Raw genomic sequence first — 21,506 nt, forward strand, 5'->3', positions numbered from 1 at the left:
CCTACCAGCCGAGCCTGTCGAGCATCCGCTCGACCGGCAGGACCACGCACCCTTTCGCGACCGCGTATTGAACGAGGTGTTCGAAGGTCTCCGGCGTACAGCCATAGGGCGTCGGACGCGCGGCGATGTCGTGGGTAAAGAACACGAGCCAACCGGGCCGGGCGACTACCTCGTCGATCCATCCGGTCAGTGCGCGCGCATCCGCTTCCGGCTGTCGGATCTCCACAGCCTTCAACATCAAAGGGTCGACGGCGATGCGATTTATACTTTCGCCGGCGGCGCGGCAGGTGCGGTAGCGCCGCCCCAATTCCCGGCGCGACAGCGGCCAGGCGGCATTGTAGGGAAAGGCAAAATTCGTCACCGCCGGCCCAACACCGCTGCGCTTCAAGTAATCGGCATTGCGATCGAGATCCCGAGCAAGACCGACACTGCCCAGGCGCCTGATCTTGTTATGAGAGAAGGTGTGGCAGCCGACTTCGTGGCCACGACCGGCGAGATCGGCGCATCCTTTGGCCGAGATCAGAGTGCGATCGGCCTCGACGCGATCGGCCAATCCGCCGGCGATATAGAACGTTCCCCGCGCGCCGTGGCGTTCGAGGATCGCCGCCCCGTTATGAAGCGCCGTATCCGGCACGTCATCGAAGGTGAAGGAAACGAGCGGCACATCGGTCACGACGTCGCGCGGCTTGGCCGCGAAACGCCAGATCAACCGGTTGGCGACGCGATCGACAAGGCCGTCGACGGTTTGCAGCAGATCAGGCATAGACGGCTCCGGATTTTACCTGCTGCGGGGCCACTGAAAGAACCGCGCGCGACTGTAGGTGCAGGCCGTAAAGGGAAAGGAGGAAGGTGAACCACAGAGCGTTACCCCCCTCGAAAAACAGGCTTTCGAGACCAGCGTTGAAGATCGTGTAGAGCCATACGCGGATGTAAAGCCGGGTGAGATGCGAATGCTCCTCTGCCGGGGCCAGGCGCGCAATGTTGCGCAGAGGCAGGACCAACAACCAGATTGCCGTCAGCAACAATCCGGGAAACCCCGTCATCAGGGCGATGTCCAGATAGGAGTTGTGGCCGTTTGCGGCCGCCACGGCCCAAGTCTCGATGGAGCCGCCGCTGTTGACCAGTTCCGAGGTCTGCCAGAAAGCCTTGAAGCCGTAGCCGGTGATTGGTTGTTCGGCGAGCGCCGTGAATGCGAAGCGCCAGATATCGGCGCGGTTGGTAAAGGTCGCATCAATGCCAAGATCGGTGACGAGATCGCTGAGCGGCTTAAACACCGCCGAACCGACTGCGAAAAGATTGAACAGTCCGACGCCGCCGATAACGATCGGAATGCGCAAGAAACGGAACCGTTCGAAAATCCAGGCAAGCATCACGATCGCCGGAAGCATGGCGGTAGAGGTCTTGCCGCCCGTATGAAGCAGAAAGTTGAACGACAGGACGACGATGGCAAGCCCCGCCAGTCGCGACCAGATATTCATGACGAAGAGGCCGAAGAAAGCGGCAATCACCATGGCGGCGGCAGCGCTGTTCTTGTGAGGGAAATGGCCACGCCAGAGGCCGGCATTCATCGGCTCGCGCAACTCGGAAGCCTGATGGATCGCCAGAGTCGGCTTGAAGAGAATGCCGTAGTAGGCGACTGCCAGCATGAACAGAGTGCCGATACCTAGCATCTTGGCGAAATGCCGCTCCGAAGCAGGCAGCAGCAGGTAGATGCTGGCGTTGATCGTCACCATCACGGCGAGCACGGTCCCCTTGATGCCAAACATCGGATAGGCCGAAATCACCGAGACAAACAGGAACCAGATGTAGAGCACGGCCAACAATGGTCGCGGCTGCAGGATGATACCGCGCATGGGGTGCGCGAGCCCATAAGCAAACATGCCTGCGAAAAGCGCAAGCGATATGATCTGGTTCAACCGGTTGGAGTTGCCGGCGGAAGGATCCAGCACCGCGGCCCCTGTCAGATCGATGAAGGGTGTGGTCGATATCCAGAAAAACAAGAACGTAGCCATGAAGAGCACGGTTCCTATACGGACGCGGAGGTGGTCCGCCGGGCTCTCTTCGCGATAGACGGCGCTCGTCATGCCGTCCCTCTCAGGCTGCTGCAGACCGGCGTCCGCGCAGGAAGCGCCAGAGCCCTCGCGTCAGCGTCAGGCCAATCCCAAGGGCGAGGCCGAGGATCGCACCGCCGGCAAGGAGGACCACCGTCCGCGGCGGCCAGCTCCGCGCGTTCGGCGGAAGGGCGCGCGAGATGACGCGGACATTGGTCGTGTCGATCTGCTGGCGTTCGGTGATCTGCTGGGCGCGCGCCAGATGGGTCTCGTAGATTGCGGCCTTGGCGCGGGCATCTCTTTCAAGGTCCCGGAGCTGCACCTGGGCCTCGTTGTCGGAAAACACGTTGGACTTCTCGTCGCTCGCCTTTGCACGCAGCGCAGCAAAGGCCTGCTGCTCGCGGTCCATGTCCGCCTTGGCGCGGTCGAGAATGCGGCGCGCTTCGTCAGCCATCGCCCCTTCCAGCGTCGTGCGCTCGGAGCGGGCATTGACGAGGCGCGGGTGGCGCTCGCCATAGGTGCGCTGCATCGAGGCGATCTGCTGCTGCAGTAAGTTGTACTGCTCGCGCAGGTTCGTCATGTTCACGGATTCGAACTCCGAGGCGCTGGCGGTCCGGCCCTGAGCGATTGCATCGTTCATCTGCCGATAGCGTGTCTCGGCCTGGATGAAGCGCTGCTGGGCGTCGAGCACCTGGGTGTTCAATTCGTTCGAAAGCTGATTGCTGACGAGCTGGCCGTCATTGGTGGACTGCAATCCATTCTTGCGGCGGAAGTCCTCGACCGCCCGCTCCGCCTCGGTGACGTTGTGGCGCAACTCGTCAAGGCGGGCGTTCAGGTTCTGGGCAACGCGGCCGGCGCTCTCGGCGGCAGACTGAAACAGCTCCTGCTCAAAGGCCGCGACGATCGCGTTGGACAGTGTCACCGCCTTCGCCGCCTCCTCACTCCAGACCTTCATCACCACAACGAAGGAGCGCTCCTCACGCCGGGCTTCGACCCGCTCCGACAGCGCCCGCATCGCGGCAAGCTCGTTTCCGGCTTGCTGTTCCGCCTTCGTCGAGAAGAGGTTCTTCAACGAAGCGAACGCCGAGGGTTTCACGAACTCCGGATCCTCGGTGAGGCGCAGTTGCGTGATCACCCGCGACAACACGTTGCGCGATGTGAGGATGCGAAGCTTGCTTTCGACTTCCAGCAGTTGCGCGTCGCGCTGCGGGTTGGAGGTAAAGACGTCGTCGCTGACGACATTCAGATTGGAGGGATCGACAACGATGTCGGTGTAGACGTTGTAGCGTGGCGTCGCCGTCATCGCGTAGGAGAGCGCTGTGGCCACACAAAGCATCACTGCGACGACGATCCAGAGAAGCCCGTCGCGCAGCCAGCCGATGATATCATCGACACCAATGTTGCCGATTTCGCTCAATCCGGGGAGGTAGCTGTCGCGACGCAGCGGCGCAGGCGGCACAGCCGCCTTGATCTGGCGCTTTGGTAATTCCGAGGGCTCTTGGTGTTGCTGCCGAGCGCCAACATGCTCCTCGGCCACGTGCTCGGCTTCCGGCGCGTCAGACGATAGCAGATCGAGCAACGAGCCTCTCGCGGCCGGTGCACGCTGATCGTGCGCCGGTTGGCTGGGCCTCCGTTTTTCGGCCTCGTCCGGCCTATACATAAGCATCCCTCACGCACGCCATCCAGACGCGAAGATCGTGACCCCGCGAGCCGCCTTCCATCGCAGAATTAGGGTTCTAGGGTGAATATTCCGTTAAACGGCAGGGTTTGCCGCTTAACGCACCGGGTCAGAAGTCGGTGAGCAACCGGCTCCAGCTTTCCGACGCCAGGCCGCCGACATAGATGTCGTTGCGCTGCGCGGCGTCCTTGAGATCCGCATGCCGGGTCACCATGCAGAAATAGCCGCGATGGTGGAATGAGAGCCATCTCTGGCGCGAGATCGCGTTCATCAGGAATGGTTGCGCGCTGCCGACGGCAAGAGCGTAGCCCTCCGCATCAAGCGAATGGAACATTTGCGTGGTAACATCGAGCTCGCGGCCGGCCTCGCAGACGATGTTGAGCACCGTCGCCATCTCCCCGGCCTTGCCGAAATAGAGATAGGCGCCGATCACGCGCCCGCCCTCGTCCAAGACCTCCCGGCAGAGGAGTTCACCCAAGGTTCTGTTCAAACCGGCAACAGCCACCAGCCAGTTGAATTCGTTCCGGGACCAGACGGGCCTAACGGCAAAGCGCTGGAGCATTGGCTCGGCACAATCAACGAAGGCCGCGGGATCGATGGCACGCGTTGCGCAACCGCCAGGGGCACCCGACTTCATCCCGGGGCGGCGCTGGCGCAAAATTCGATCGACTACAGCAAGCAGCCCCATAACGACGCGCGATCTGAGCAGCGGCGCCTGTCTGCCAATCATCAAGGCCCAGGCTTTCAGTGGGTGAAAAGAGCGACGCCAATCGAGGCTCTGGATAGGAAGCACGATGCCACCACCTGCTACCCCGTGATCTGCGCTGACCGGTGACAGATTGTCCGAAAAGCACATATCCTGTTTGGCGGCGCGCATGGCGCGAGCAATACATGCAGCACCGTGTGCGCCCGCTTTTCCTTCCGACATGAAAGCGCAGAGCAGTTTTGCGACTGTCGGGCGCCCCTGCACCGAAAACTCCATCGGGAGCGCTAGGATTACACTACCTATGCCTCCTGTGCCGTCGTCATAGACAACACTGCCGCGTTCGGGCGAATAGAGCGGACTGCCAAAGAAAATGGTCTCGATGTATTTCTGGAGATCGTCACCCGCCTTGTACTCGCGCTTGCGGAAGATCCGGGTGAACATGCTGCCCACGGCCGGTATGTCTCGAAGCTCCATCGCGCGCAGAGTACCCGTACCGGGCGCTTCGGGTCCATGCAGCCTTGCCGCCTGGATCGTCCCGACCTCAACCTTCATGGGCCATCCTTGCCGACAGCAGTGTCCTGTCCGCATCTCGTCTGTCGCGCCGGACGAAGCGCAAGAAGACCGTCCAGGAAACGATAACCATCGCGATTTCGATGACGTAGAAGGAGACGAACGTTCCGGTCGGCGGCGCATACCAGGTCGCCCAGGCCGTGACCGCGGCGCCGAGCATGCTGCCGAGCCCCATGACCGAGGCGCGCGCCGGATGGTGGCCAGATGCGCCGAGCGCCTCCATCGCTACCGACCACATGGCGATTGGGACAACGACCCAGCAGAGTGTACGAACGAAGGAAACGAGGGAAACATAGTCCTTGCCGAAAAGGCTTGGCAGAACTGGCGCGAGCACGAAAACCGCGATGGCGGCAGCGATACTGATGGAGGTGGCGGCAATCAGCACCTTGCGCACACGTTCGAACGCATGATGCAGGCCGGCCGCGGTCGCCTTTGCGGAGCCGGGATAGATCAACCGGTTCAGCGCTTCGACCGACAGGTAGCTGCTTTCCAGCATACGCCGCGCGACGCTGTAGCTCGACATGACCTCGGCCGTCGCCACCAGGCTCAGAACCAGCAGGTCGGCATTCTGCCTGACGGCGCGCAGGATGAACGGGATGCTGAAATAGAGCCCCAGGGGCAGCTCTTCACGGACGATGCCGTAGTTCGGACGCCCCAGCCTCTTGACGGCGCGCCAGCATCCGGCAGCGACGAGCACATGACAGATGAACTGCCACACCGCCCAGGAGGCGACCGTTGCAACCCCGAAAGCGATACAGGCGAGTGCGGCTGCAATGGTGCGCGCCACAGCAAAGCCGACGACCACCTTGTTTGCCGAGGCAAAATTCGAATGCGCCAGGAAAATCTGCTCCGCCAGCACGATGATGCGAACGAAGACGATATTGGTGATGAGCATCAGCGTGATCACCGCGACATTGGTCGCGGGATCCGGTGACAAGGTGAAGAAGAACGGCAAGACGGCAGCACCGAGCAGAACCAGGGCCACGCCGCTGACAGCGGTCAGCAGAATATTGTGCCCGAGCATGCGCGCGTACATGCTGCGATCGCGCGCCACGCGGCGCACCAGACACTCCATCGCGCCAAGACCACACAGGTGCACGGCAATGTTGGCGACAGCCGTAATTGCAACGAAAACGCTGAATTCATGCACGCCGAGCCAGCGCGCCAGGATAGCAAACGTCAGAAGCTGGGCGGCGGATCCGATGACTAGGCTGCCGCCGGATGCAGCATAGGACATGATCATCGAGAGGAACGGTTTGTGCGCGCGTTCCTTCACACTTTCCGAAGCCATTCCGATCTGCCTTTGACACCAACCCACCGTTCATTGCGCAAGAGTGCATTCAATGACAGCGAGCAATCGCCTTTGATCGCTGCGCAAGGTAGCTGGTAGAGATGATTGCGCGGTTAACGCATGCGCCGCAATTGCATTTGAGCTTCGTTTACCCGATTACAATAGTCTGCAGCACTGCGCGTCTACAGATTTATCCAGGAACAATCCGACCGAGGACACGAGGGAGTGGCCGTGCCGCACAACGACAATGATATCCGTCTGCATCGCTTCATGGGCGTGGAGCTTGAACTGGCACCAGACGTTCTGGTCCCGCGGGAGGAAACGGAGCTCCTCGGAAGAAAAGCCGTGTCGATCCTCGCCGACGGCCCTTCGGCACCAACCGTCATCGACATGTGCTGCGGCTCAGGAAATCTGGCACTCGGTATCGCCAACGATGTCCCGTCTGCCCGCGTCTGGGGCGCTGATCTTACGGACAGCACCGTTGCGCTGGCGAGCCGCAACGTCGACCGTCTTCAGACCGGCGGACGTGTCACCATCCGACAGGGTGATCTCTTCGCCGCCTTCGAAGGCGATAATCTCGAAGGCACGGTCGATATGATCGTCTGCAACCCACCCTACATCTCGACTGGACGGCTGGAGGGAGACCGGGCGCACCTGCTTGAAAGTGAGCCGCGCGAAGCCTTTGATGGCGGACCCTATGGCATATCCATTCACCAGCGGCTGATCCGCGACGCCATTGCCTTTCTGAAGCCGGGCGGCTGGCTGCTGTTCGAGTTCGGCGAGGGCCAGGACCGACAGGCAGCTGCCCTTCTGTCGCGCATCAAGACCTATGAGCCGGTGACGTTCGCAACCGATCGCGACGGCAAGCCACGCGTCGCCATCGTCAGGAAAATCGACGACCAGGCCGGAAGCTTATCGAAATGAGCGAAATCCGTTCGCTCGAACGCGCGGACATTCCAGCGATTGCAGGCATGTTCCAGCGGGTGTTCCGCAACGACCAGAACACACCACCGCCGGCACTTGCAGACTACATGCAGCAGCTTTACCTCGATGCGCCCGGCTGCGATCCGGAGATACGTCCACTTGTGCACGTGAACGACAAAGGCGTCATTTCCGGATTTGTCGGCGTCAACGTCCTGCCCATGGCGCTGAATGGCCGCCGACTGCGCGCGGCCATCTGTGGCTCGCTGATGGTCGAGGACCGCGAGAGCGATCCCCTGGCGGGAGCGCGCATCCTCAAGGCTTTTCTGGCCGGCTCGCAGGATCTTTCCTTCAGCGAAACCGCAAGCGACGTCTCGGCGCAGATGTGGACACGGCTGCGTGGCGTCGTACTGCCGCAGTACAGTCTCGACTGGGTGCGTGTCATCCAGCCCGCTTCCTTCAGCCTGAGCGTTGCGTCCAACCGGATCAAACCGGCGCGGCTTGCCGCCCCCTTCGCGCGGGCCGTCGACAGCGCCTACCGCAAACGGATGGCACCCGGCGAACAACGCTGGTCCGCCGTGTCGGCCGCCGGCATAAGCCAGGCTGGTTTCACGACACAGGAAACCGACCGCAACGGCTTTGCCGCCGTTGTCGATCGCTTCATCGCACAGTTTGCGCTTCGTCCCGAATGGGCCGAAGGGCAACTCGACTACATTCTCGGCGACGCGGAGCAAAAGCCCGAACAGGGGGAACTCGTCTACGCTCTGGTCGCGGCGCGCACCGGCACGCTCGTCGGCGCTTTCGCCTACTACGCCAGGGCGGGCGAGATCGGCCGGGTGCTCCAGGTGTTGGCGCTGCCGGGTCAGGCCGGTCCGGTCATCGACTGTCTTGTCGATCATGCCTCCAAGCGTGGACTTCCAGGCCTGAGGGGACGAACACAACCGGTACTTATGGAGGCCATGCTCGGCCGTCGGATCGCCTTCGTCCATGTGGCCTCGACGGTGCTTCACTCCCGTGACCCGGCAATCGTCCAGGCCTGCCGGGATGGACAAGGCTTCTTCAACGGCATTGCCGGAGAGCATTGGTGCCGGCTGATCGCCGGACAGTTCGACTGACAAGGGTTTCAGTTATTGCGGCGTTTTCCGTGAAGCCACCGCAATAACCTGGTCAAGCAGCGATGCGCGATATCAGCCCTTGACCTCCACCACCGGCTGCACGAGCTGTGGACCCAGATGCAGGTAGCGCGTCGCCTTGCGCTTCGCGGCGATATCCGCCCAGACACGCTCCACCTGTGTGACCGTCAGGCCTGCTGCGGTCGCGACGGCGTCGATCTCGATGCCGTTGTTCAGCCCGTAGAGGCAGAGATCCATGCGGTCGTATGGCAGCGAGAAGTAGAATTCCTCCTGCGTCTGTTCCAGCGAGTAAGTGTCGGTCGTCGGCGGCCGGCGCCGGATCTCCTCGGGAATGCCGAGATGGGCCGCGAGTGCGTAGACTTGCGACTTGTAGAGATGCGCGATCGGTTTGACGTCAGCCGCCCCATCCCCGTTCTTGACGAAGAAGCCCTGGTCGTATTCCAGCCGGTTCGGCGTGCCGAGCACGGCGAAATTCAGCCGGTCGGCGTGATAATACTCCACCTGCTTGCGCGTGCGTTGCTTCATGTTGGTGGCGGCAACGATGCCGAGATAGACCGAAGGCGGCATGCGATGCTTGGACTGTACGCCGTCGGGGCTTTGGACCACGAGCGAGGAAATGTTGTAGCCTTCGCCTTCGAGCGCATTGGCGATCACGATCTTCGAGGCCCATCCGTCGCCATAGACCGGAACCAGTTCGCGAATGAAAGCATCGCGACGTTCGTAGCAGCCCATCGCCTTCAGCGTCGGGCCGATATCCTCGATGATTGCCTCCACGCCGAAGGTCTCGGCAACCAGACGGCCAAAGCGCAGGCTTTCCGGATCGGAGTCGTTTTCCGGCATGAACAGGCAGAAGACATTCTTGGCACCGACAGCACGCACGGCCAGCGCGACCGAAACGCTCGAGTCGATACCACCAGAGAGCCCGAGCACCAGACCGCGCTTCTTCATCCCCCGCAACTGCTCGCGCAGCCCGGCGACGATCCGGTCCGTCTCAGCCGCATGGTCGATCGTCAGCGTCTCGGCCGAAAACGGGCGCGCGCCCTCAGTCATCAGAATGTTCATTGGGCGGGCTCCATCGTCTCGGCCGCAAGGCGGCGGCTGACCTTACCAGTATCCGTCTTCGGAAGTTCGGTGCGGAATTCGACAATCTTCGGCACCATGAAATCTTCGAGATGGCGGGTGCAATGGCGAATTATGTCCTTGTCCGTCAGGCTGGGATCAGAGCGCACCACCAGCGCCGCAATCGCATGCCCGAGCACCGGATCGGCGACGCCGACCACCACGGCCTCGGCGATGCCGGGATGCGCGTGCAGCACGGTCTCGACTTCCTTGGGCGCGACCTTTTCACCGCGCGTCTTGATGATGTCGTCCTTGCGGCCGACGAAATAGAGGAAGCCTTCTTCGTCGGTCTGGAAGAGATCGCCGGTATAGAGAACCTTTTCCCAGGGGTTGGGCCCCGGCCGCAGCATGCGCTCGGTCGCAGCATCGTTGCGCCAGTAGCCCTGCATGACGTGGGGACCGCGAATGACGAGCTCGCCGGGAACGCCCGGCGGCACGCGTTTGCCCTCGTCATCGACGACAAAGGCCTCGGTGTTCGGGATCGCGATGCCGACCGAACCCGGCCGGTGGTCGAGTTCTTCCGGCGGCAGATAAGTGCAGCGCTTGCACTCCGTCAACCCGTACATCGAATAGAGCCGGGCGCCCGGAAAGAGTTCGCGCAACCGTGCAATATGCGGCGGCGGCAAGGCAGCGGCGGTGTTGGAGAGATAACGCAGGCTTGGCAGGAAACCGGGTTCCAGATCGCGCATCTGCAAGATCATCGCCGCCATCGTCGGAACCAGCGGGAAGCCGGTTACGCCCTCCTCACGGATCCGCTCGAAGATTGCATGCGGGAACGCGAAGGATTTTTCGAGCACCAGCGTCGCGCCGATGCGGATCGCCATCAGCAGCTGGTAGAGGCCATAGTCGAAGGCAAGCGGCAATACATTGAGGATGATATCGTCGGGTTCGTTGCGCAAATAGGTGGTGATCGATTCCGATGCCGCATCGATGTTGCGATGGGTCATCATCACGCCTTTCGGCCGACCGGTCGAACCCGAGGTATAGATCAACATCGCAAGATCGACGTCGATGCCGCGATGCGGCACGGGCGTTGCCGCTTCCGCGAGGCAGCTCTCGAAGGAGATCGCGTCGAGCGGGGCCCCTCCGTTGGGTGCATCTGTCGAGGCAACGAAGATATCCGATTTACCGCTCAAGGCCTGCGCCTCCGCCACGATCGGCATCAGTTTTGCCTGCGTCAGGATCGCCGCCGCCTCACAGTCGGTGATGATATAGGCGAGCTTGTCCGCCTTGGTCGAGGCGTTGATCGGGCTGAACGTCGCGCCGGCTTTCAGGATCGCGAAGATCGAAACAGCCGCTTCCCAGCAATTGTCCATGAAGACGAGCACGCGATCGTTGCGCTTGACGCCGGCCCGCGCCAGCGCGGCAGCCAGTCTGCCCGAAAGATCGTCGAATTCGCCGTAGCTGAGGCGGCGGCGGTCGGTGACCAGCGCCGTTTTCGCCGCTTGCCGGGCGGCATTGCCGATAAGGAATTGCTCGAACCGCATGGACGCCCCCTCGCGCCTTGATTATGCCGTGGCCGGCGCCCCGACCCGGGCCTCGATGAAGGCCGAAATGCGCGCAAGAGAATCGAGATTCGCAGGCACGATGTCGGCGTCGCCCATGACAATGCCGAACTGGTCTTCGATGAAGGCCACCAGTTCGAGAACGCCGGTTGAATCGATAATGTCATTCTCGATCAGCGAGGCTGCGTCGGCGAGATCGTAGGATGTATCGCCGAACAGAAAGTTTTCGATGACGAAGGCTCTGACCTTGTCTTTAATCGTTTCCGTCATGTGGTTTCCTTTCCTCAATTATTTCAGGCAGCTTCCGCCGCGCGGATGCCGGAGCCGGTGAAGGTTTGCAGCCAGAGCTGTGTCGACAGGACTCCGACGAAAGCGGCATTGTCGCGGAAGCCGGTAACCGGCTGCGACTGGCATTTTTCGTAAAGCTTCGTCACGGCCTTGGCATTGAAAAGCCCGCTGTCGCTGACGCGCGCCTCGCTCATGGCATCGCGGACGTATTCGAGTTCGCCCACCCCGGTGAAGGAATGGCTGTCCGGCGCGCGATAGGGCTGCTTGGTGCGCTGGCCGATGGACGGCGGCAGCAGATCCTTCGTCGCTTCGCGCAGGATATGCTTCTCCACCAGTCCCTTCAGCTTCATTTCGGGCGGCAGACGGGTCGCGAATTCGACGAGGCGATGATCCAGGAACGGGAAGCGTCCTTCGATCCCGTGGGCCATGGCCATGCGATCGCCCTGGCTTGACAGGATATAGCCCGGCAGCAGGAAGCGGCTTTCGAGATATTGCGCCTGGTGCAAGGGGTGCCAGCGGCTGAATGCTGCCGGAAGCCGGCTCGCCAGATCCTCCGCTGCATCGTAGTTGCTCAGCCGCGTACGCAGGTCGCCCGAGAAGAAGATCTTGGTCGCCGCTGTGCTCTTGAAGCGTGGACGGTGCGAGAAGAGCGGATCGTCGAGCGGCACGTCGCCGGCGCCGAAGAACGCGGCGAGATACTCCGCCGATTGCTGCTGCAGGCCCGGGATGTACGGATAGAGCTTGCGGAAGAGATGCGGGCGTATGCGCGAACCGGGCTGGCGGCCGCAAAACCGGCGGACCCGCGCCTCCTTGAAGATATCGTAGCCGGCAAAAACCTCGTCGGCCCCCTCGCCGGTCAGAACCACCTTCAACCCCTGCTCCCGAACCAGTCCCGAAAGCTGATAGAGAGGTGCCGGCGCCGTGCGGATGATCGGTCGTTCCGCAAAGCGGATCACTTCCGGAAAAGACCTCGCGATATCACCAGCGCGGCATGCAACGGCGCTGTGATGCGTGCCGAGCGCTGTCGCCATTTCCATCTGGAATGCGCTCTCGTCATGCTCCACGCTGTCGAAGGTGACGGAGAAGGTCCTGAGCCCCTGTGGCGCCATGCCGGTCGCCATCGCCGCGACAATGGAGGAATCGAGCCCGCCCGAAAGATACGAACCGACGGGAACATCGGCACGCATCCGGATCCGGGTGGCATCCGTGAGCAGCGCACGCAACTCTTCGGCAGCGGCACGTTCGTCTGTAAACAGCGGCGATGCCCCGCGGTCGGGATAGTCGAGTTGCCAGTAGGGGCGGATCGCAACCTTGCCCTTTTCCGCAATCATGAGATGCGCCGGCTCGAGTTCGTGAATGTCGCGGAATCCGGTGCGCGGGGCGATTGGGGCCCAGAGCGTGAAGATCTGGTCGAGCGCGATCGGATCGAGCTCGGCAGAAACGCCCGGCACTTGTAGCAAGGCCTTGATCTCGGAAGCGAAGTAGAGTGTGCCGCCATTGTTCATGTAGAACAGCGGGCGTACGCCCATCCGGTCGCGCGCCAGCATCATCCGCTGGCGGCGGCGATCCCATATGGCGAAGGAAAAGTCGCCATTGAGACGGGACAGACACTCCTCCCCCATGACATCGTAAAGATGCAGAATGACTTCGGTGTCGCTCGAGGTGCGGAAGCGCCGGCCCTTGGCGCGCAGTTCGTCGCGTAGTTCGACATAGTTGAAAATCTCGCCGTTGAAGGCGATCGTCAATTCACCGCTCTCGTCGGACATCGGTTGCTGGCCGTCGCCGAGACCGACGATCGACAGGCGCACATGGCCAAGTCCGGCCTCCTTGTCGACGAAGACGCCGTTCTCGTCCGGGCCGCGATGGGCGATCGCGGAAACCATTCTCTCAAGGAGGTTCTTTGCGTCTGGAACTGAGCCGAAATAGCCACCGAAACCGCACATGTTCAAATACTTTCACACCGGTCGATCACCGCTGAAGCATAATCCGCATGAGGGACTCATGGGTTAAATCTCCGGCATTTTCTGGTTGTATGGTAAATGCCACGGTTCGGGCTCAAAACCCGACTTAGAGGCAGAGAAATCTAACCTCGACGCTCCGAAATTCTTGTTTTCGATATCATTTTAAACATCAGATAGAGAAACAGGACCGGCCAAAAAATGCAGATGAGCAGTCCGGCAAGACGATACATGTTCCAAGGCGCACGCGCCTGCAAACCTTCAAGATAGGTCATCGCCAGGAGAAACAAGGCGGTCAGGCAATAGGCGGCAGTCGCAAAATACATCCATGACATGCGGTCGCCCTCACGACACAACATTAAGCTTCCTGCATGCCCCTCAGATCGATTTCGATTTTAGACAACGACATGCAGCAAATCAAAGTACCACAGCAACCTTTGCGCGTCCCACATGACGCCCGGCGCTGCAGGTAATAGCGGCCAAGAATTTTATAGCACTGAAAATTACGTCTTTAAACGGAGAATTAACATTCTCTAAAGAATGGTTAACCATGCTGGCGACAATGTCAACGGGCGCCGGTCTCGCTCGATACCAATCCCTGCAGGACGTGGCTTGAACGCCAGCCGTCGAGCACCCCTGCCGAAGGGGCATACATCGGATTTACGCGGGTGGACCCACGTTGCCGTTGTTGCAACCGCCTAGCGATCATGCCGCCTCGAAACGAACAAGAGATCGAAGCCACGAAACTCCCGACGGGCGATCGATTTGCGGAGCGCCGCCCAGATCGCCGAGGGATTATCGAGGTGGAAGCCGCTCAGGCTGCGGATCAGGCGCAACGTGGCAGCAATCGTGCGAATGGCGCGCAGCGCCGAAGGTCCGCTCAGCGAGGCAAAGAGGATCTGCGGATGCACCGCAAGCAGGACTCCGGCCGTGCGTTGCGGATCGATGGCCCGGAATTGATCCAGAGCGCGATACTCGTATCCCTCGATGTCGATCTTGAAGCAGAGCCGGTCCGTCCGGGCCATGGTCTGAAGCTCGGCGATCGTAACCGTCTGCGCACGGATCGCCTCGCCGTTGTCGTCGGCAATCAGCGCGGAGGTTTCCGAGCTGCCGAAACCGCCGCCGACGGAGTGCAGCACCAGCACCTCGTCCTCGGACAGTGCGGCGTTGATCACGCGCACCTCGCCGCTGTTTTCCGGCTGCATCTCCTTGAGAATACCGAAGCAAACGGGGTCAGGCTCAACGGTAATGACGTTGTCTGCGATCTGCGCTGCCCAATAGGGCGTCACCCCGATCCATCCGCCGATATCGATGAAGGTCGTCTTGCGGTCGACAAGGCGCTCGATGTTCTGAAACGTACAAGGTTCCCAATCGCCATTCTGCAGCCGCGAGAAGAAGCGCTTCTTCTCAGGCTTGTCGGGAAACTGAACGGTCTTGCGGAAATAGGTGATCGAACGCATGTCGCCTGTCTATCCGATAAACCCGCCAAGCGGAATCGCTTTTGCGAAAGGCTCACATGCCCTGAGGGTATGTTTCCACAATGGCACAGCTCAGGCTGGGAGCACGTCAGGCGTCGACCCGCTCGACCTGGCTACGGGCTTCGCTCAACTCGGCCGTGGTCTGGGCCAGGCGATCAGCCAGGACACGCATGATTTCCACCGCCATCTCGGGAAAATCGGCCAGCAGCTTGAGGAAATCCTCCTTGCGAATACGCAAGGCTTCGAGCGGCGTGGTGGTCCGCACGGTCGCCGTGCGAGGCGTATTACAGAGGATGGCGATTTCGCCGACGATGGAATTCTGCTCGAACTCGGCGATCTTGAAGGGACCGCCGGCGGTGTTGATCAGCACCTCCGCCTTGCCGGAGAGAATGACATAGGCCGCATCGCCGATGTCACCCTGATAGAACAGCGCTTCCCCGGCACCGAACATGACCCGGTCGGACGTGAAGGCAAGAAGCTTCAACTTTGCCGGCGGCAACCCCGAAAACAGGGTAATCCGGCGCAGCATTTCAACTTCATCCTTGAGCAACATCACAATCCGTGTCTCCGATTTCCCGTCGGGAGCAGTCTGCCTCCCGCATCGCGGCGGGACCATATGTTCGTGCCCTGACATTAATATTACATCAAGATGCCATTTCCTTGTAGTCGCGTCCGTCATCCACTGCGGCGTCGGCGCCGGTGTCATGAATCAGGCGCCCATTTTCGAACTGCGCCACGCGATCGAAGAGGTCCAGCAACGATTGATTGGCAAGAACCCAGATGATCGCAGGATCGCGCCCGGCCCGGTCAAGCATCGAGAAGACATTGCGCACGACCTGCTCCTGGACGCGTTGATCGAGCGCAAGCAGCGGCTGGTTGAAGATATAAAAATCGCAGGCGCGGACAAGCGCGCGCGCAAGATCGAGCTTTTGCCGCTGTGCCGCCGTCAGACGCTTGCCGCCTGCTCCGACATTGTAATCGAAGCCGAAGGCCAGGACTTCGTTGTAGAGGCCACCGGCCTCGAAAAGGTTGCGAACAATCGCCCGGATCTTTTCCGAACCATCGGCATGCTTGTGGCCAATGCGCCCGAAGAGCACGTTGTCGATGATGCTGCCCGAGGCGATGTACCGGTTCGGACGATAGTGCTCGATCATTCCAACGAGGTCGGCCGGCAGCCCCTCATCGAACTCGCGGCGCGCGGCAACAACCTTCGCCATGACCTCGTCCGTCAGTAAACCGAAGCGGTGCCGCGGCTCGATGTAATCGAAGCACAGGCGGATGATCTTGATCTGATCGTCTTCTGAAACCTCTGCCTTGCCGCGGGTGCGCACCTTCTGCAGAATGGCCTCGTAGACAGGTATTTCCTCGGCGGTCATAAAGGTCAGCTGCTGGAAGAACGGGTGATCCGGCGGCAAGTCGCGGAACAGTTCGACCACGTTCTCCGCAATCTCGAGCCCCATCTCATAGAAGGTGTCGCGCAGCCCGACCCGCTGCAGGACCGTCTTGAAGAACGGGTGGTTTTCAAGCGCACTCGCCCACATCGCCTGATCGGTGATGGTGCCGAACAGCAGGTTTTCACCGATAGTGGCCTCGATGTTGTAGGTTCCCGGTTCGAAGAACACGACGAGATCGCTGAGCTTTTCCTTTTCGAGACTCTGCCTGAGCGCGCTGCGCATTTCAACGATACCGGCCGCGAACGCCGCGTGGCGGTTCGGATCGATCGTCGAGCGGACGGCAAGCGCCATCACGTCATTGGTCAAAAGCACGGCGTCGAGGACCGGGCGAATCTGCACGAGCAGGTCATCCGGGCCGCTCGCCCCGGCCGAGCCGTAGTCGACCCAGTCGCTGTTGACATCCAGATGCGGATTGCCGGCAAGGCGCGCCTCGGTCACTTCCCATTTGCGGTGTGAAGCACCCTCCCCTTCGTAGCTTACTTCCGTCAGTGGAGCGTGCTTCAGGCCATAGAGGAGGTTGTCGCCGAGGCTCCCCTGGAACACGTAGACATCGGACGAAGCATAGGCGATCCGACGTCCGGTAACCGATTCCGGAATCTCCAGAATATCCTGTCCGCCGACGACCACCTTGCCGCTCGCCGGCCAGACCAGCCGGCCGAAGGCCTCCGCCAGCACCTCGCCACCGCCGGTCAGCGCCACCTTCTCGCCCGGCTGCACCTGAAGCGACACGTGGTCGAGCACGGTCGACCCACCGTCGTCGACCACCGTGAGGTTCACTGCCGCCAGCGGTCCGTTCAACGATTCGATGGCCCCTGCTGCGACGGCCTGGACCTTGGGATCGAGCAACGAATCGACGCTGAATTGCTCGACCACCTGCGCGTACTTCACCTGAACGTCCTGGCGGGCCTGGTCCCAATCGATCAGTTCCTTCAGCGGACCCGGCAGGTCCTTGTAGGCGCCGATGACGGCAACGAGCTGACCGATATCGAGGCGACCTTGCAGGGCGAAATAGCCGCCGATCGCGTAGAACAGGAACGGCGTGACCTGCGCCAGGAAGTTGTTGATGAACTTGACGAGGAACTTCCACTGGTAGAGGTCGTAGCGGATCTTGAAGATCCGGCCGAGCCGGGCCGCGATGTCGGCGCGCTCGTAGTTCGACGTGTCATGGCCGCGAATGGCACCGATGCCGTCGACGATTTCGCTGACACGACCGGAGAGTTCGCGCGCCGTCAGCTGCCGCTCACGTCCAAGGACCAGTAGCCGCTTGCGCATGCGCGGAATGATGACCGCCTGTACGGCCACGATCAGCGTCGCGATCAGACCGAGCCAGAAGCTCTGCAGCAGGATGAACACCAGCGCCGTCAGCGCCTGGCCGCCAAGCAGCGCCGGCGAGACGAAGGCGTCACCGGTAAAGCCGCCGAGCGGCTCGACCTCATCCTTGATCATCGTTGCGATTTCGGCCGGCTTCACTCTCTTGAAGTGGCTCGGCGGGAAACGGAGGACACGATCGACGAGTTCGAAGCGGATGCGCCGCAGCAGGCGCTCGCCGAGCCGGCCCTTGAAGGTGTTGATGTAGAACTTGAAGAGGCCGTTGACGACCACCAGCAGCAAGAACACCAGGCTGAGCGCCAGCAGCATGCCTTCACGGCCGAGATGGAAACCGTCAAAGACATTGATCGTTCCGAAATACGGCAAGTCGAACGAAATCGGCAGGAAGGCCTGCGTCGCCTCCGGACTGTCGAAGCCGTCACCCTGGATAGGTCCGTTGACGATCTGCTTCGGCAGGTCGAAGGACAGGAAGTAGGGGATCATCGACAGCGCGACAATCACCAGAATCCAAAGCTGATCCTTGCGTGTGTGGGTCCAGATGTAGCGGGAAAGGCGTGGTTCCATGTGTCTGGCAATAGGACCTTATTGAACACGATAGCTGCTTGCGTGGCGGACTGCCGTTTGCCCCACCACGCATCATTCCTCGGCGGAGCCTCCGGATGGGTGCCTGTCGGCGCTCGATCGCGAAGTGGATGCCTGCATATTCCGCCCGGCGCCGAATCCGGTTCTGTCGATTATGCAGGTGCGAGGGAAATCTGCAATGGACGCGGTTTCCACTCCACTGCCGCGAAGGCAACCACAGAGAACGTCACTCTCCGAAGCACACGCCGTTATTGCACTCGCCCGGCGCCCAGCTTACAACGAGCGCATGAAACACACCAGCCACCAGCCTTCCCAAAGCAGCGATTGGTACGAGCATGCCTTTGATTTGGCACGCGGTATCGCCGCCTATACGCAAAGCCCCCTTCTCGAAGGCGTCGCCAAGGTAATCGCGCAACATCCAGAAGCCCACATCGCCAACGCCTTCAACCACAAGCAGATTGCCTGCAAGGTGTGGGCGCGCGATACGCTCCTGAATGTTGCTGGCTCATCCTACGCTAAGGTTGCGATCCTGGGCGGTTGGTATGGCATCCTGGGCGCGATGCTGCTGGAGGACGCGCGCTTCAATGTGGCTGCGGTCGACAGCTTCGACATCGACCCGGATGTGGAAACAGTTGCGCAAACCCTCAATTTTGCCTTCCCGGAGAAATTCCGTGCGGTGACGGCCGACATGTATGCGATCGACTATACGGCGCTCGGGGCCGACCTCATCATCAACACGAGTTGCGAACACATCGCCGATCTGAGGGCGTGGCTCGATCGCATCCCCGCCGGCACGCGCGTCCTCCTGCAATCCAACGACTATTTCAGCGAGCCCACCCATATCAATTGCGTGGCTTCCGTCGAGGACTTCAAGAAACAGGCGGCGCTTTCGACGGTCGAATTTGCCGGCGCCCTGCCAACGAAAAAATATACCCGCTTCATGGTGATCGGTAAGGTCTGAGGTTAGCCGGCGCGCCGCAGCGAAGCGGCCATCTACCTGTCAAACAGCGCCTCAGCCGGGCCCACGCACGCAAAAGACGCCGCCCGCGCGAAAGACCGATCAAAGAGCGGTGCGACTTTCCAGGATTTCGGCAGTCTTCTTCGCGCCGTCCAGATCCAGCGGCGGAATGTTCGGCTTCGGTCGCGCCAGCATCGCTTCGACATCGTGTGCCAGCCTCTCGGGCGTCACCTCGGCCTCCGGCAGCACGCCGGCAAGGCCGAGCTTCTCGAGCCGTTCCGCGCGGGTCGACTGCTCGGTTTCGCCACCAGCGACGAAGGGGATCAGCAGGGATCCGCAGCCGGCACGGATGATGTCGCAGACCGTGTTATAGCCGGCCTGAGAAACCGAAAGCCGGACACCCGAAAGCAGGCTGGCGAAATCCCTTCGGAAGCGGAAGAGCTGCACGTTGCCGGGTGCTGCAGCCTGGAAGACATCGTAGTCCTGCTGTGGCAAGTTCGGCCCCGTGACCAGGCACCACTGCAGTTCGCGCGGCAGCAAGCTTGCCGCCTGCAACGCTGCGCCGATCAGTTCCTTGCCCACCGCACCGCCACCGGCCGAAACGAGCACGTCGAACGTTTCCGCCGGAGCGGCCGGTGCCGGCCCGGCCACAAGGCCGGTATAGACGACCTTGTCCTTGATCTCGTCCGCGTAGGGATAGGTCTCTTCGAGCCGCGCAAAGGCAGGGTCCCCATGCACCAGCACGAGATCGAAATATGCGCTGACAACGTCGAGGGTCTCTTCGGCGCGGCCGGGTTTCGTCCGCTCCTGCAGGATGTCGCGCAGAGAAGCGGCAACGAGGGGTCTTCTGGTCTGCTTTTCGATCACCTTGAGCAAGGGCATGAGCTCAAAACGCATCTGCCGGCGACCGAAAGGGAAGGCCTCGAAGAGGACGATATCGGGATTGCAGGCAAGGTAAGCCTCGATCAGCAGGTCGCGGCGCCTGTCCTTGAAGGCATCGCTGACCGGATTCCCTTCGCCGTCTGCAAGGCCGGAAAACCCCTTGTCGCCGGCTAGCACCGGCGGAAGGGCCACATGCTTTACGTCGGTTCCCGGGAACCCCGGCACCGGGCTGCCGCCGGTCAAAACGGTCACCTCGAAGCCCCTGGCGGCAAGTGCGCTCGCAATCCGGCTCGCCCGCGCCAGATGGCCGATGCCGAGCAGATGTTGCACGTAGAAAAAAACACGGCGTGCGCGCATCACACGGCTCTCCATTCGCTGGCAAACAGGCCGGCAAGCTGATCGATACTGGTGTGGTGATCGAATTGCTCGCGCACCTTCCGCTCAGCCGCGCCGCCCAGCCTGTGACGGAGCGCTGGATCTCGGATGAGTTGCTCCAGGGCCTGTGCAAGCGCCTGTGGATCTTCCGAAGGGACAATCCGACCGTTCTCGCCATCGACGAGCAGTTCCGGAACGCCGGAAATCGCCGTAGAGACACAAGGCAGCCGCTGGCTCGACGCTTCGACGAGCACATTGGGCAACCCGTCGCGATCGCCGTCGGCGGTGATGCGGCAGGCAAGCGCGAAGATATCGCTCGTCCGGTAATGGGCAAGCACGTCCGTCTGGTCGAGCGCACCCTTCCAGACAACCCTGTCGGAAACGCCAAGCTCGGCGGCAAGCGCCTTGAGCGTGCTGGTCAGTTCACCGGCACCGATATGTTCGAACCGCCAATGAAGGTCCGCCGGCAAAAGCGAGAGTGCCTTCAGCAAGACGTCGTATCCCTTCTTGCCGACGGCGCGGCCGACGCTGACGAGGCGCACGGGATCCGAAGGGTCGGAACCGTTGCGGTCGGAATGCGTGCCCCCGAACCGCGGGAAACGGTCCAGATCAAGGCCGTGGTAGCTCAGATGCACCCTCGCCTTCTCGGTCGTCAGACTCTTGAGATGCTCATAGCCCATGCGCGTGCATGTGACCGTCCAACGTGCTCGGCCCAGTTTTTCGGAAAGCTCCCAGTCCGGTGACGTCCAGATGTCCTTGGCGTGCGCCGAGCAGCTCCAGGGCGTACCGGCGATCACGCTGGCATAGGCGGTCACCGAAGCCGGCGTGTGGATGAAATGCGCGTGCAGCCAGCGCGGATTGCCCGGCCATTCCGAAGCAAGCACCACGGCCTGCCCGAACCGGCGAAAGCGGTTGCGGCTGAAATCACGGCGCAGGTCCTTCAGAAAAAGCCCGAATGCCGGCCAGAAACCCGGTTTTGGCAAGGAACGGACGAGGCCACGCAGCACCCGCAGCGGCTCCTCATGCAAATACTCGGGCAGATAGTGAACATCGGCACGAATTTCATCGTGAACCGGATGGCGCTTGCTGTCGGTCGGACGGCGAAGCGCGATCAATACGAGGTCCAGTCCAGCCCGCTCAAGGCCAAGCAGTTCCTGCGCGATGAAGGTTTCCGAAAGACGCGGATAGCCCTTCAGCACGACTGCAATCTTGCGATCTGTCGGCAATG

The 21,506-nt window shown here is 61.4% G+C and carries 18 protein-coding genes; 3 read left to right on the forward strand and 15 right to left on the reverse strand.

From position 1 onward, the window contains the following. Position 1: 1 nt before the first annotated feature. From PWG15_RS28820 to PWG15_RS28840, 5 genes are all read right to left on the reverse strand, one after another. Complete coding sequence (locus PWG15_RS28820; RefSeq protein ID WP_275024920.1) at positions 2–763, reverse strand: polysaccharide deacetylase family protein; 762 nt, start codon at positions 761–763, stop codon at positions 2–4. After that, positions 756–2,084, reverse strand: a complete 1,329-nt coding sequence (locus PWG15_RS28825) for an O-antigen ligase family protein (RefSeq protein WP_275024921.1) — start codon at positions 2,082–2,084, stop codon at positions 756–758. Before PWG15_RS28825 ends, PWG15_RS28820 begins: the two co-directional genes overlap by 8 nt. Positions 2,085–2,094: 10 nt before the next feature. Next, entirely contained in the window at positions 2,095–3,711 is a 1,617-nt protein-coding gene (locus PWG15_RS28830; RefSeq protein WP_275024923.1) for a GumC family protein, read from the reverse strand. Positions 3,712–3,838: 127 nt separating this feature from the next. Further along, positions 3,839–4,987: a GNAT family N-acetyltransferase gene (locus tag PWG15_RS28835; RefSeq protein WP_425536777.1), complete on the reverse strand. Its 1,149-nt coding sequence runs from the start codon at positions 4,985–4,987 to the stop codon at positions 3,839–3,841. Further along, positions 4,977–6,296 (reverse strand): lipopolysaccharide biosynthesis protein, encoded by a 1,320-nt coding sequence (locus PWG15_RS28840; protein ID WP_275024924.1) that lies wholly within the window; start codon positions 6,294–6,296, stop codon positions 4,977–4,979. The genes PWG15_RS28835 and PWG15_RS28840 overlap by 11 nt, the downstream gene beginning before the upstream one ends. A 270-nt stretch (positions 6,297–6,566) precedes the next feature. Between PWG15_RS28840 and PWG15_RS28845 the strand changes: the two genes are divergently transcribed. Together PWG15_RS28845 and PWG15_RS28850 are read left to right on the forward strand one after the other, a co-directional pair. Continuing rightward, positions 6,567–7,220: a N5-glutamine methyltransferase family protein gene (locus PWG15_RS28845; RefSeq protein ID WP_275027247.1), complete on the forward strand. Its 654-nt coding sequence runs from the start codon at positions 6,567–6,569 to the stop codon at positions 7,218–7,220. After that, on the forward strand, positions 7,217–8,332 hold the full coding sequence (locus PWG15_RS28850) for a hypothetical protein (protein ID WP_275024931.1): 1,116 nt from the start codon (positions 7,217–7,219) through the stop codon (positions 8,330–8,332). The genes PWG15_RS28845 and PWG15_RS28850 overlap by 4 nt, the downstream gene beginning before the upstream one ends. Positions 8,333–8,404: 72 nt before the next feature. Here PWG15_RS28850 and nadE read toward each other — a convergent pair whose 3' ends face one another. The 8 genes from nadE to PWG15_RS28890 all read right to left on the reverse strand — a co-directional run bounded on the left by nadE (position 8,405) and on the right by PWG15_RS28890 (position 18,045). Continuing rightward, positions 8,405–9,412, reverse strand: coding sequence for an NAD(+) synthase (gene nadE, locus PWG15_RS28855; protein WP_275024933.1), 1,008 nt, complete (start codon positions 9,410–9,412; stop codon positions 8,405–8,407). Beyond that, a complete protein-coding gene (locus PWG15_RS28860) occupies positions 9,409–10,956 on the reverse strand; it encodes a class I adenylate-forming enzyme family protein (protein ID WP_275024934.1) in 1,548 nt (515 codons plus the stop codon). Before PWG15_RS28860 ends, nadE begins: the two co-directional genes overlap by 4 nt. Before the next feature lie 21 nt (positions 10,957–10,977). Beyond that, positions 10,978–11,244 carry an acyl carrier protein gene (locus tag PWG15_RS28865; RefSeq protein WP_113478800.1) on the reverse strand — a complete coding sequence of 89 codons (267 nt, stop codon included), beginning with the start codon at positions 11,242–11,244 and terminating at the stop codon, positions 10,978–10,980. Positions 11,245–11,267: 23 nt separating this feature from the next. Then, entirely contained in the window at positions 11,268–13,205 is a 1,938-nt protein-coding gene (gene asnB / locus PWG15_RS28870; RefSeq protein WP_275024938.1) for an asparagine synthase (glutamine-hydrolyzing), read from the reverse strand. A gap of 140 nt (positions 13,206–13,345) precedes the next feature. Then, positions 13,346–13,579, reverse strand: a complete 234-nt coding sequence (locus PWG15_RS28875) for a hypothetical protein (RefSeq protein WP_275024940.1) — start codon at positions 13,577–13,579, stop codon at positions 13,346–13,348. Positions 13,580–13,918: 339 nt separating this feature from the next. Continuing rightward, a complete protein-coding gene (locus PWG15_RS28880) occupies positions 13,919–14,680 on the reverse strand; it encodes an FkbM family methyltransferase (RefSeq protein WP_275024941.1) in 762 nt (253 codons plus the stop codon). Positions 14,681–14,786: 106 nt separating this feature from the next. After that, positions 14,787–15,251 (reverse strand): cyclic nucleotide-binding domain-containing protein, encoded by a 465-nt coding sequence (locus PWG15_RS28885; RefSeq protein ID WP_275024942.1) that lies wholly within the window; start codon positions 15,249–15,251, stop codon positions 14,787–14,789. A gap of 91 nt (positions 15,252–15,342) precedes the next feature. Beyond that, positions 15,343–18,045: an ABC transporter transmembrane domain-containing protein gene (locus PWG15_RS28890; RefSeq protein ID WP_275024943.1), complete on the reverse strand. Its 2,703-nt coding sequence runs from the start codon at positions 18,043–18,045 to the stop codon at positions 15,343–15,345. A 304-nt stretch (positions 18,046–18,349) separates the two neighbouring features. On the opposite strand from PWG15_RS28890, the gene PWG15_RS28895 reads away from it, so the two are divergent. After that, entirely contained in the window at positions 18,350–19,024 is a 675-nt protein-coding gene (locus PWG15_RS28895) for a class I SAM-dependent methyltransferase (RefSeq protein WP_275027248.1), read from the forward strand. Between the two features lie 99 nt (positions 19,025–19,123). Here the strand turns inward: PWG15_RS28895 and PWG15_RS28900 are convergent, their stop codons facing one another. Together PWG15_RS28900 and PWG15_RS28905 are read right to left on the reverse strand one after the other, a co-directional pair. Next, complete coding sequence (locus tag PWG15_RS28900; RefSeq protein ID WP_275024944.1) at positions 19,124–20,260, reverse strand: glycosyltransferase family protein; 1,137 nt, start codon at positions 20,258–20,260, stop codon at positions 19,124–19,126. Beyond that, the gene (locus tag PWG15_RS28905; protein ID WP_275024945.1) at positions 20,260–21,504 is read right to left on the reverse strand and encodes a glycosyltransferase family 4 protein; all 1,245 of its coding nucleotides are present in this window, start codon (positions 21,502–21,504) and stop codon (positions 20,260–20,262) included. The genes PWG15_RS28900 and PWG15_RS28905 overlap by 1 nt, the downstream gene beginning before the upstream one ends. Positions 21,505–21,506 lie beyond the last annotated feature (2 nt).

The organism is Ensifer adhaerens (assembly GCF_028993555.1).
In the GTDB taxonomy this organism is placed as follows: Bacteria; Pseudomonadota; Alphaproteobacteria; order Rhizobiales; family Rhizobiaceae; genus Ensifer; species Ensifer adhaerens_I.

Coding starts and splice junctions, on each gene's coding strand:
- PWG15_RS28820 (WP_275024920.1), bottom strand. CDS start 763: ATGCCTGATCTGCTGCAAACCGTCGACGGCCTTGTCGATCGCGTCGCC.
- PWG15_RS28825 (WP_275024921.1), bottom strand. CDS start 2,084: ATGACGAGCGCCGTCTATCGCGAAGAGAGCCCGGCGGACCACCTCCGC.
- PWG15_RS28830 (WP_275024923.1), bottom strand. CDS start 3,711: ATGTATAGGCCGGACGAGGCCGAAAAACGGAGGCCCAGCCAACCGGCG.
- PWG15_RS28835 (WP_425536777.1), bottom strand. CDS start 4,987: ATGAAGGTTGAGGTCGGGACGATCCAGGCGGCAAGGCTGCATGGACCC.
- PWG15_RS28840 (WP_275024924.1), bottom strand. CDS start 6,296: ATGGCTTCGGAAAGTGTGAAGGAACGCGCGCACAAACCGTTCCTCTCG.
- PWG15_RS28845 (WP_275027247.1), top strand. CDS start 6,567: ATGGGCGTGGAGCTTGAACTGGCACCAGACGTTCTGGTCCCGCGGGAG.
- PWG15_RS28850 (WP_275024931.1), top strand. CDS start 7,217: ATGAGCGAAATCCGTTCGCTCGAACGCGCGGACATTCCAGCGATTGCA.
- nadE (WP_275024933.1), bottom strand. CDS start 9,412: ATGAACATTCTGATGACTGAGGGCGCGCGCCCGTTTTCGGCCGAGACG.
- PWG15_RS28860 (WP_275024934.1), bottom strand. CDS start 10,956: ATGCGGTTCGAGCAATTCCTTATCGGCAATGCCGCCCGGCAAGCGGCG.
- PWG15_RS28865 (WP_113478800.1), bottom strand. CDS start 11,244: ATGACGGAAACGATTAAAGACAAGGTCAGAGCCTTCGTCATCGAAAAC.
- asnB (WP_275024938.1), bottom strand. CDS start 13,205: ATGTGCGGTTTCGGTGGCTATTTCGGCTCAGTTCCAGACGCAAAGAAC.
- PWG15_RS28875 (WP_275024940.1), bottom strand. CDS start 13,579: ATGTTGTGTCGTGAGGGCGACCGCATGTCATGGATGTATTTTGCGACT.
- PWG15_RS28880 (WP_275024941.1), bottom strand. CDS start 14,680: ATGCGTTCGATCACCTATTTCCGCAAGACCGTTCAGTTTCCCGACAAG.
- PWG15_RS28885 (WP_275024942.1), bottom strand. CDS start 15,251: ATGTTGCTCAAGGATGAAGTTGAAATGCTGCGCCGGATTACCCTGTTT.
- PWG15_RS28890 (WP_275024943.1), bottom strand. CDS start 18,045: ATGGAACCACGCCTTTCCCGCTACATCTGGACCCACACACGCAAGGAT.
- PWG15_RS28895 (WP_275027248.1), top strand. CDS start 18,350: ATGAAACACACCAGCCACCAGCCTTCCCAAAGCAGCGATTGGTACGAG.
- PWG15_RS28900 (WP_275024944.1), bottom strand. CDS start 20,260: ATGCGCGCACGCCGTGTTTTTTTCTACGTGCAACATCTGCTCGGCATC.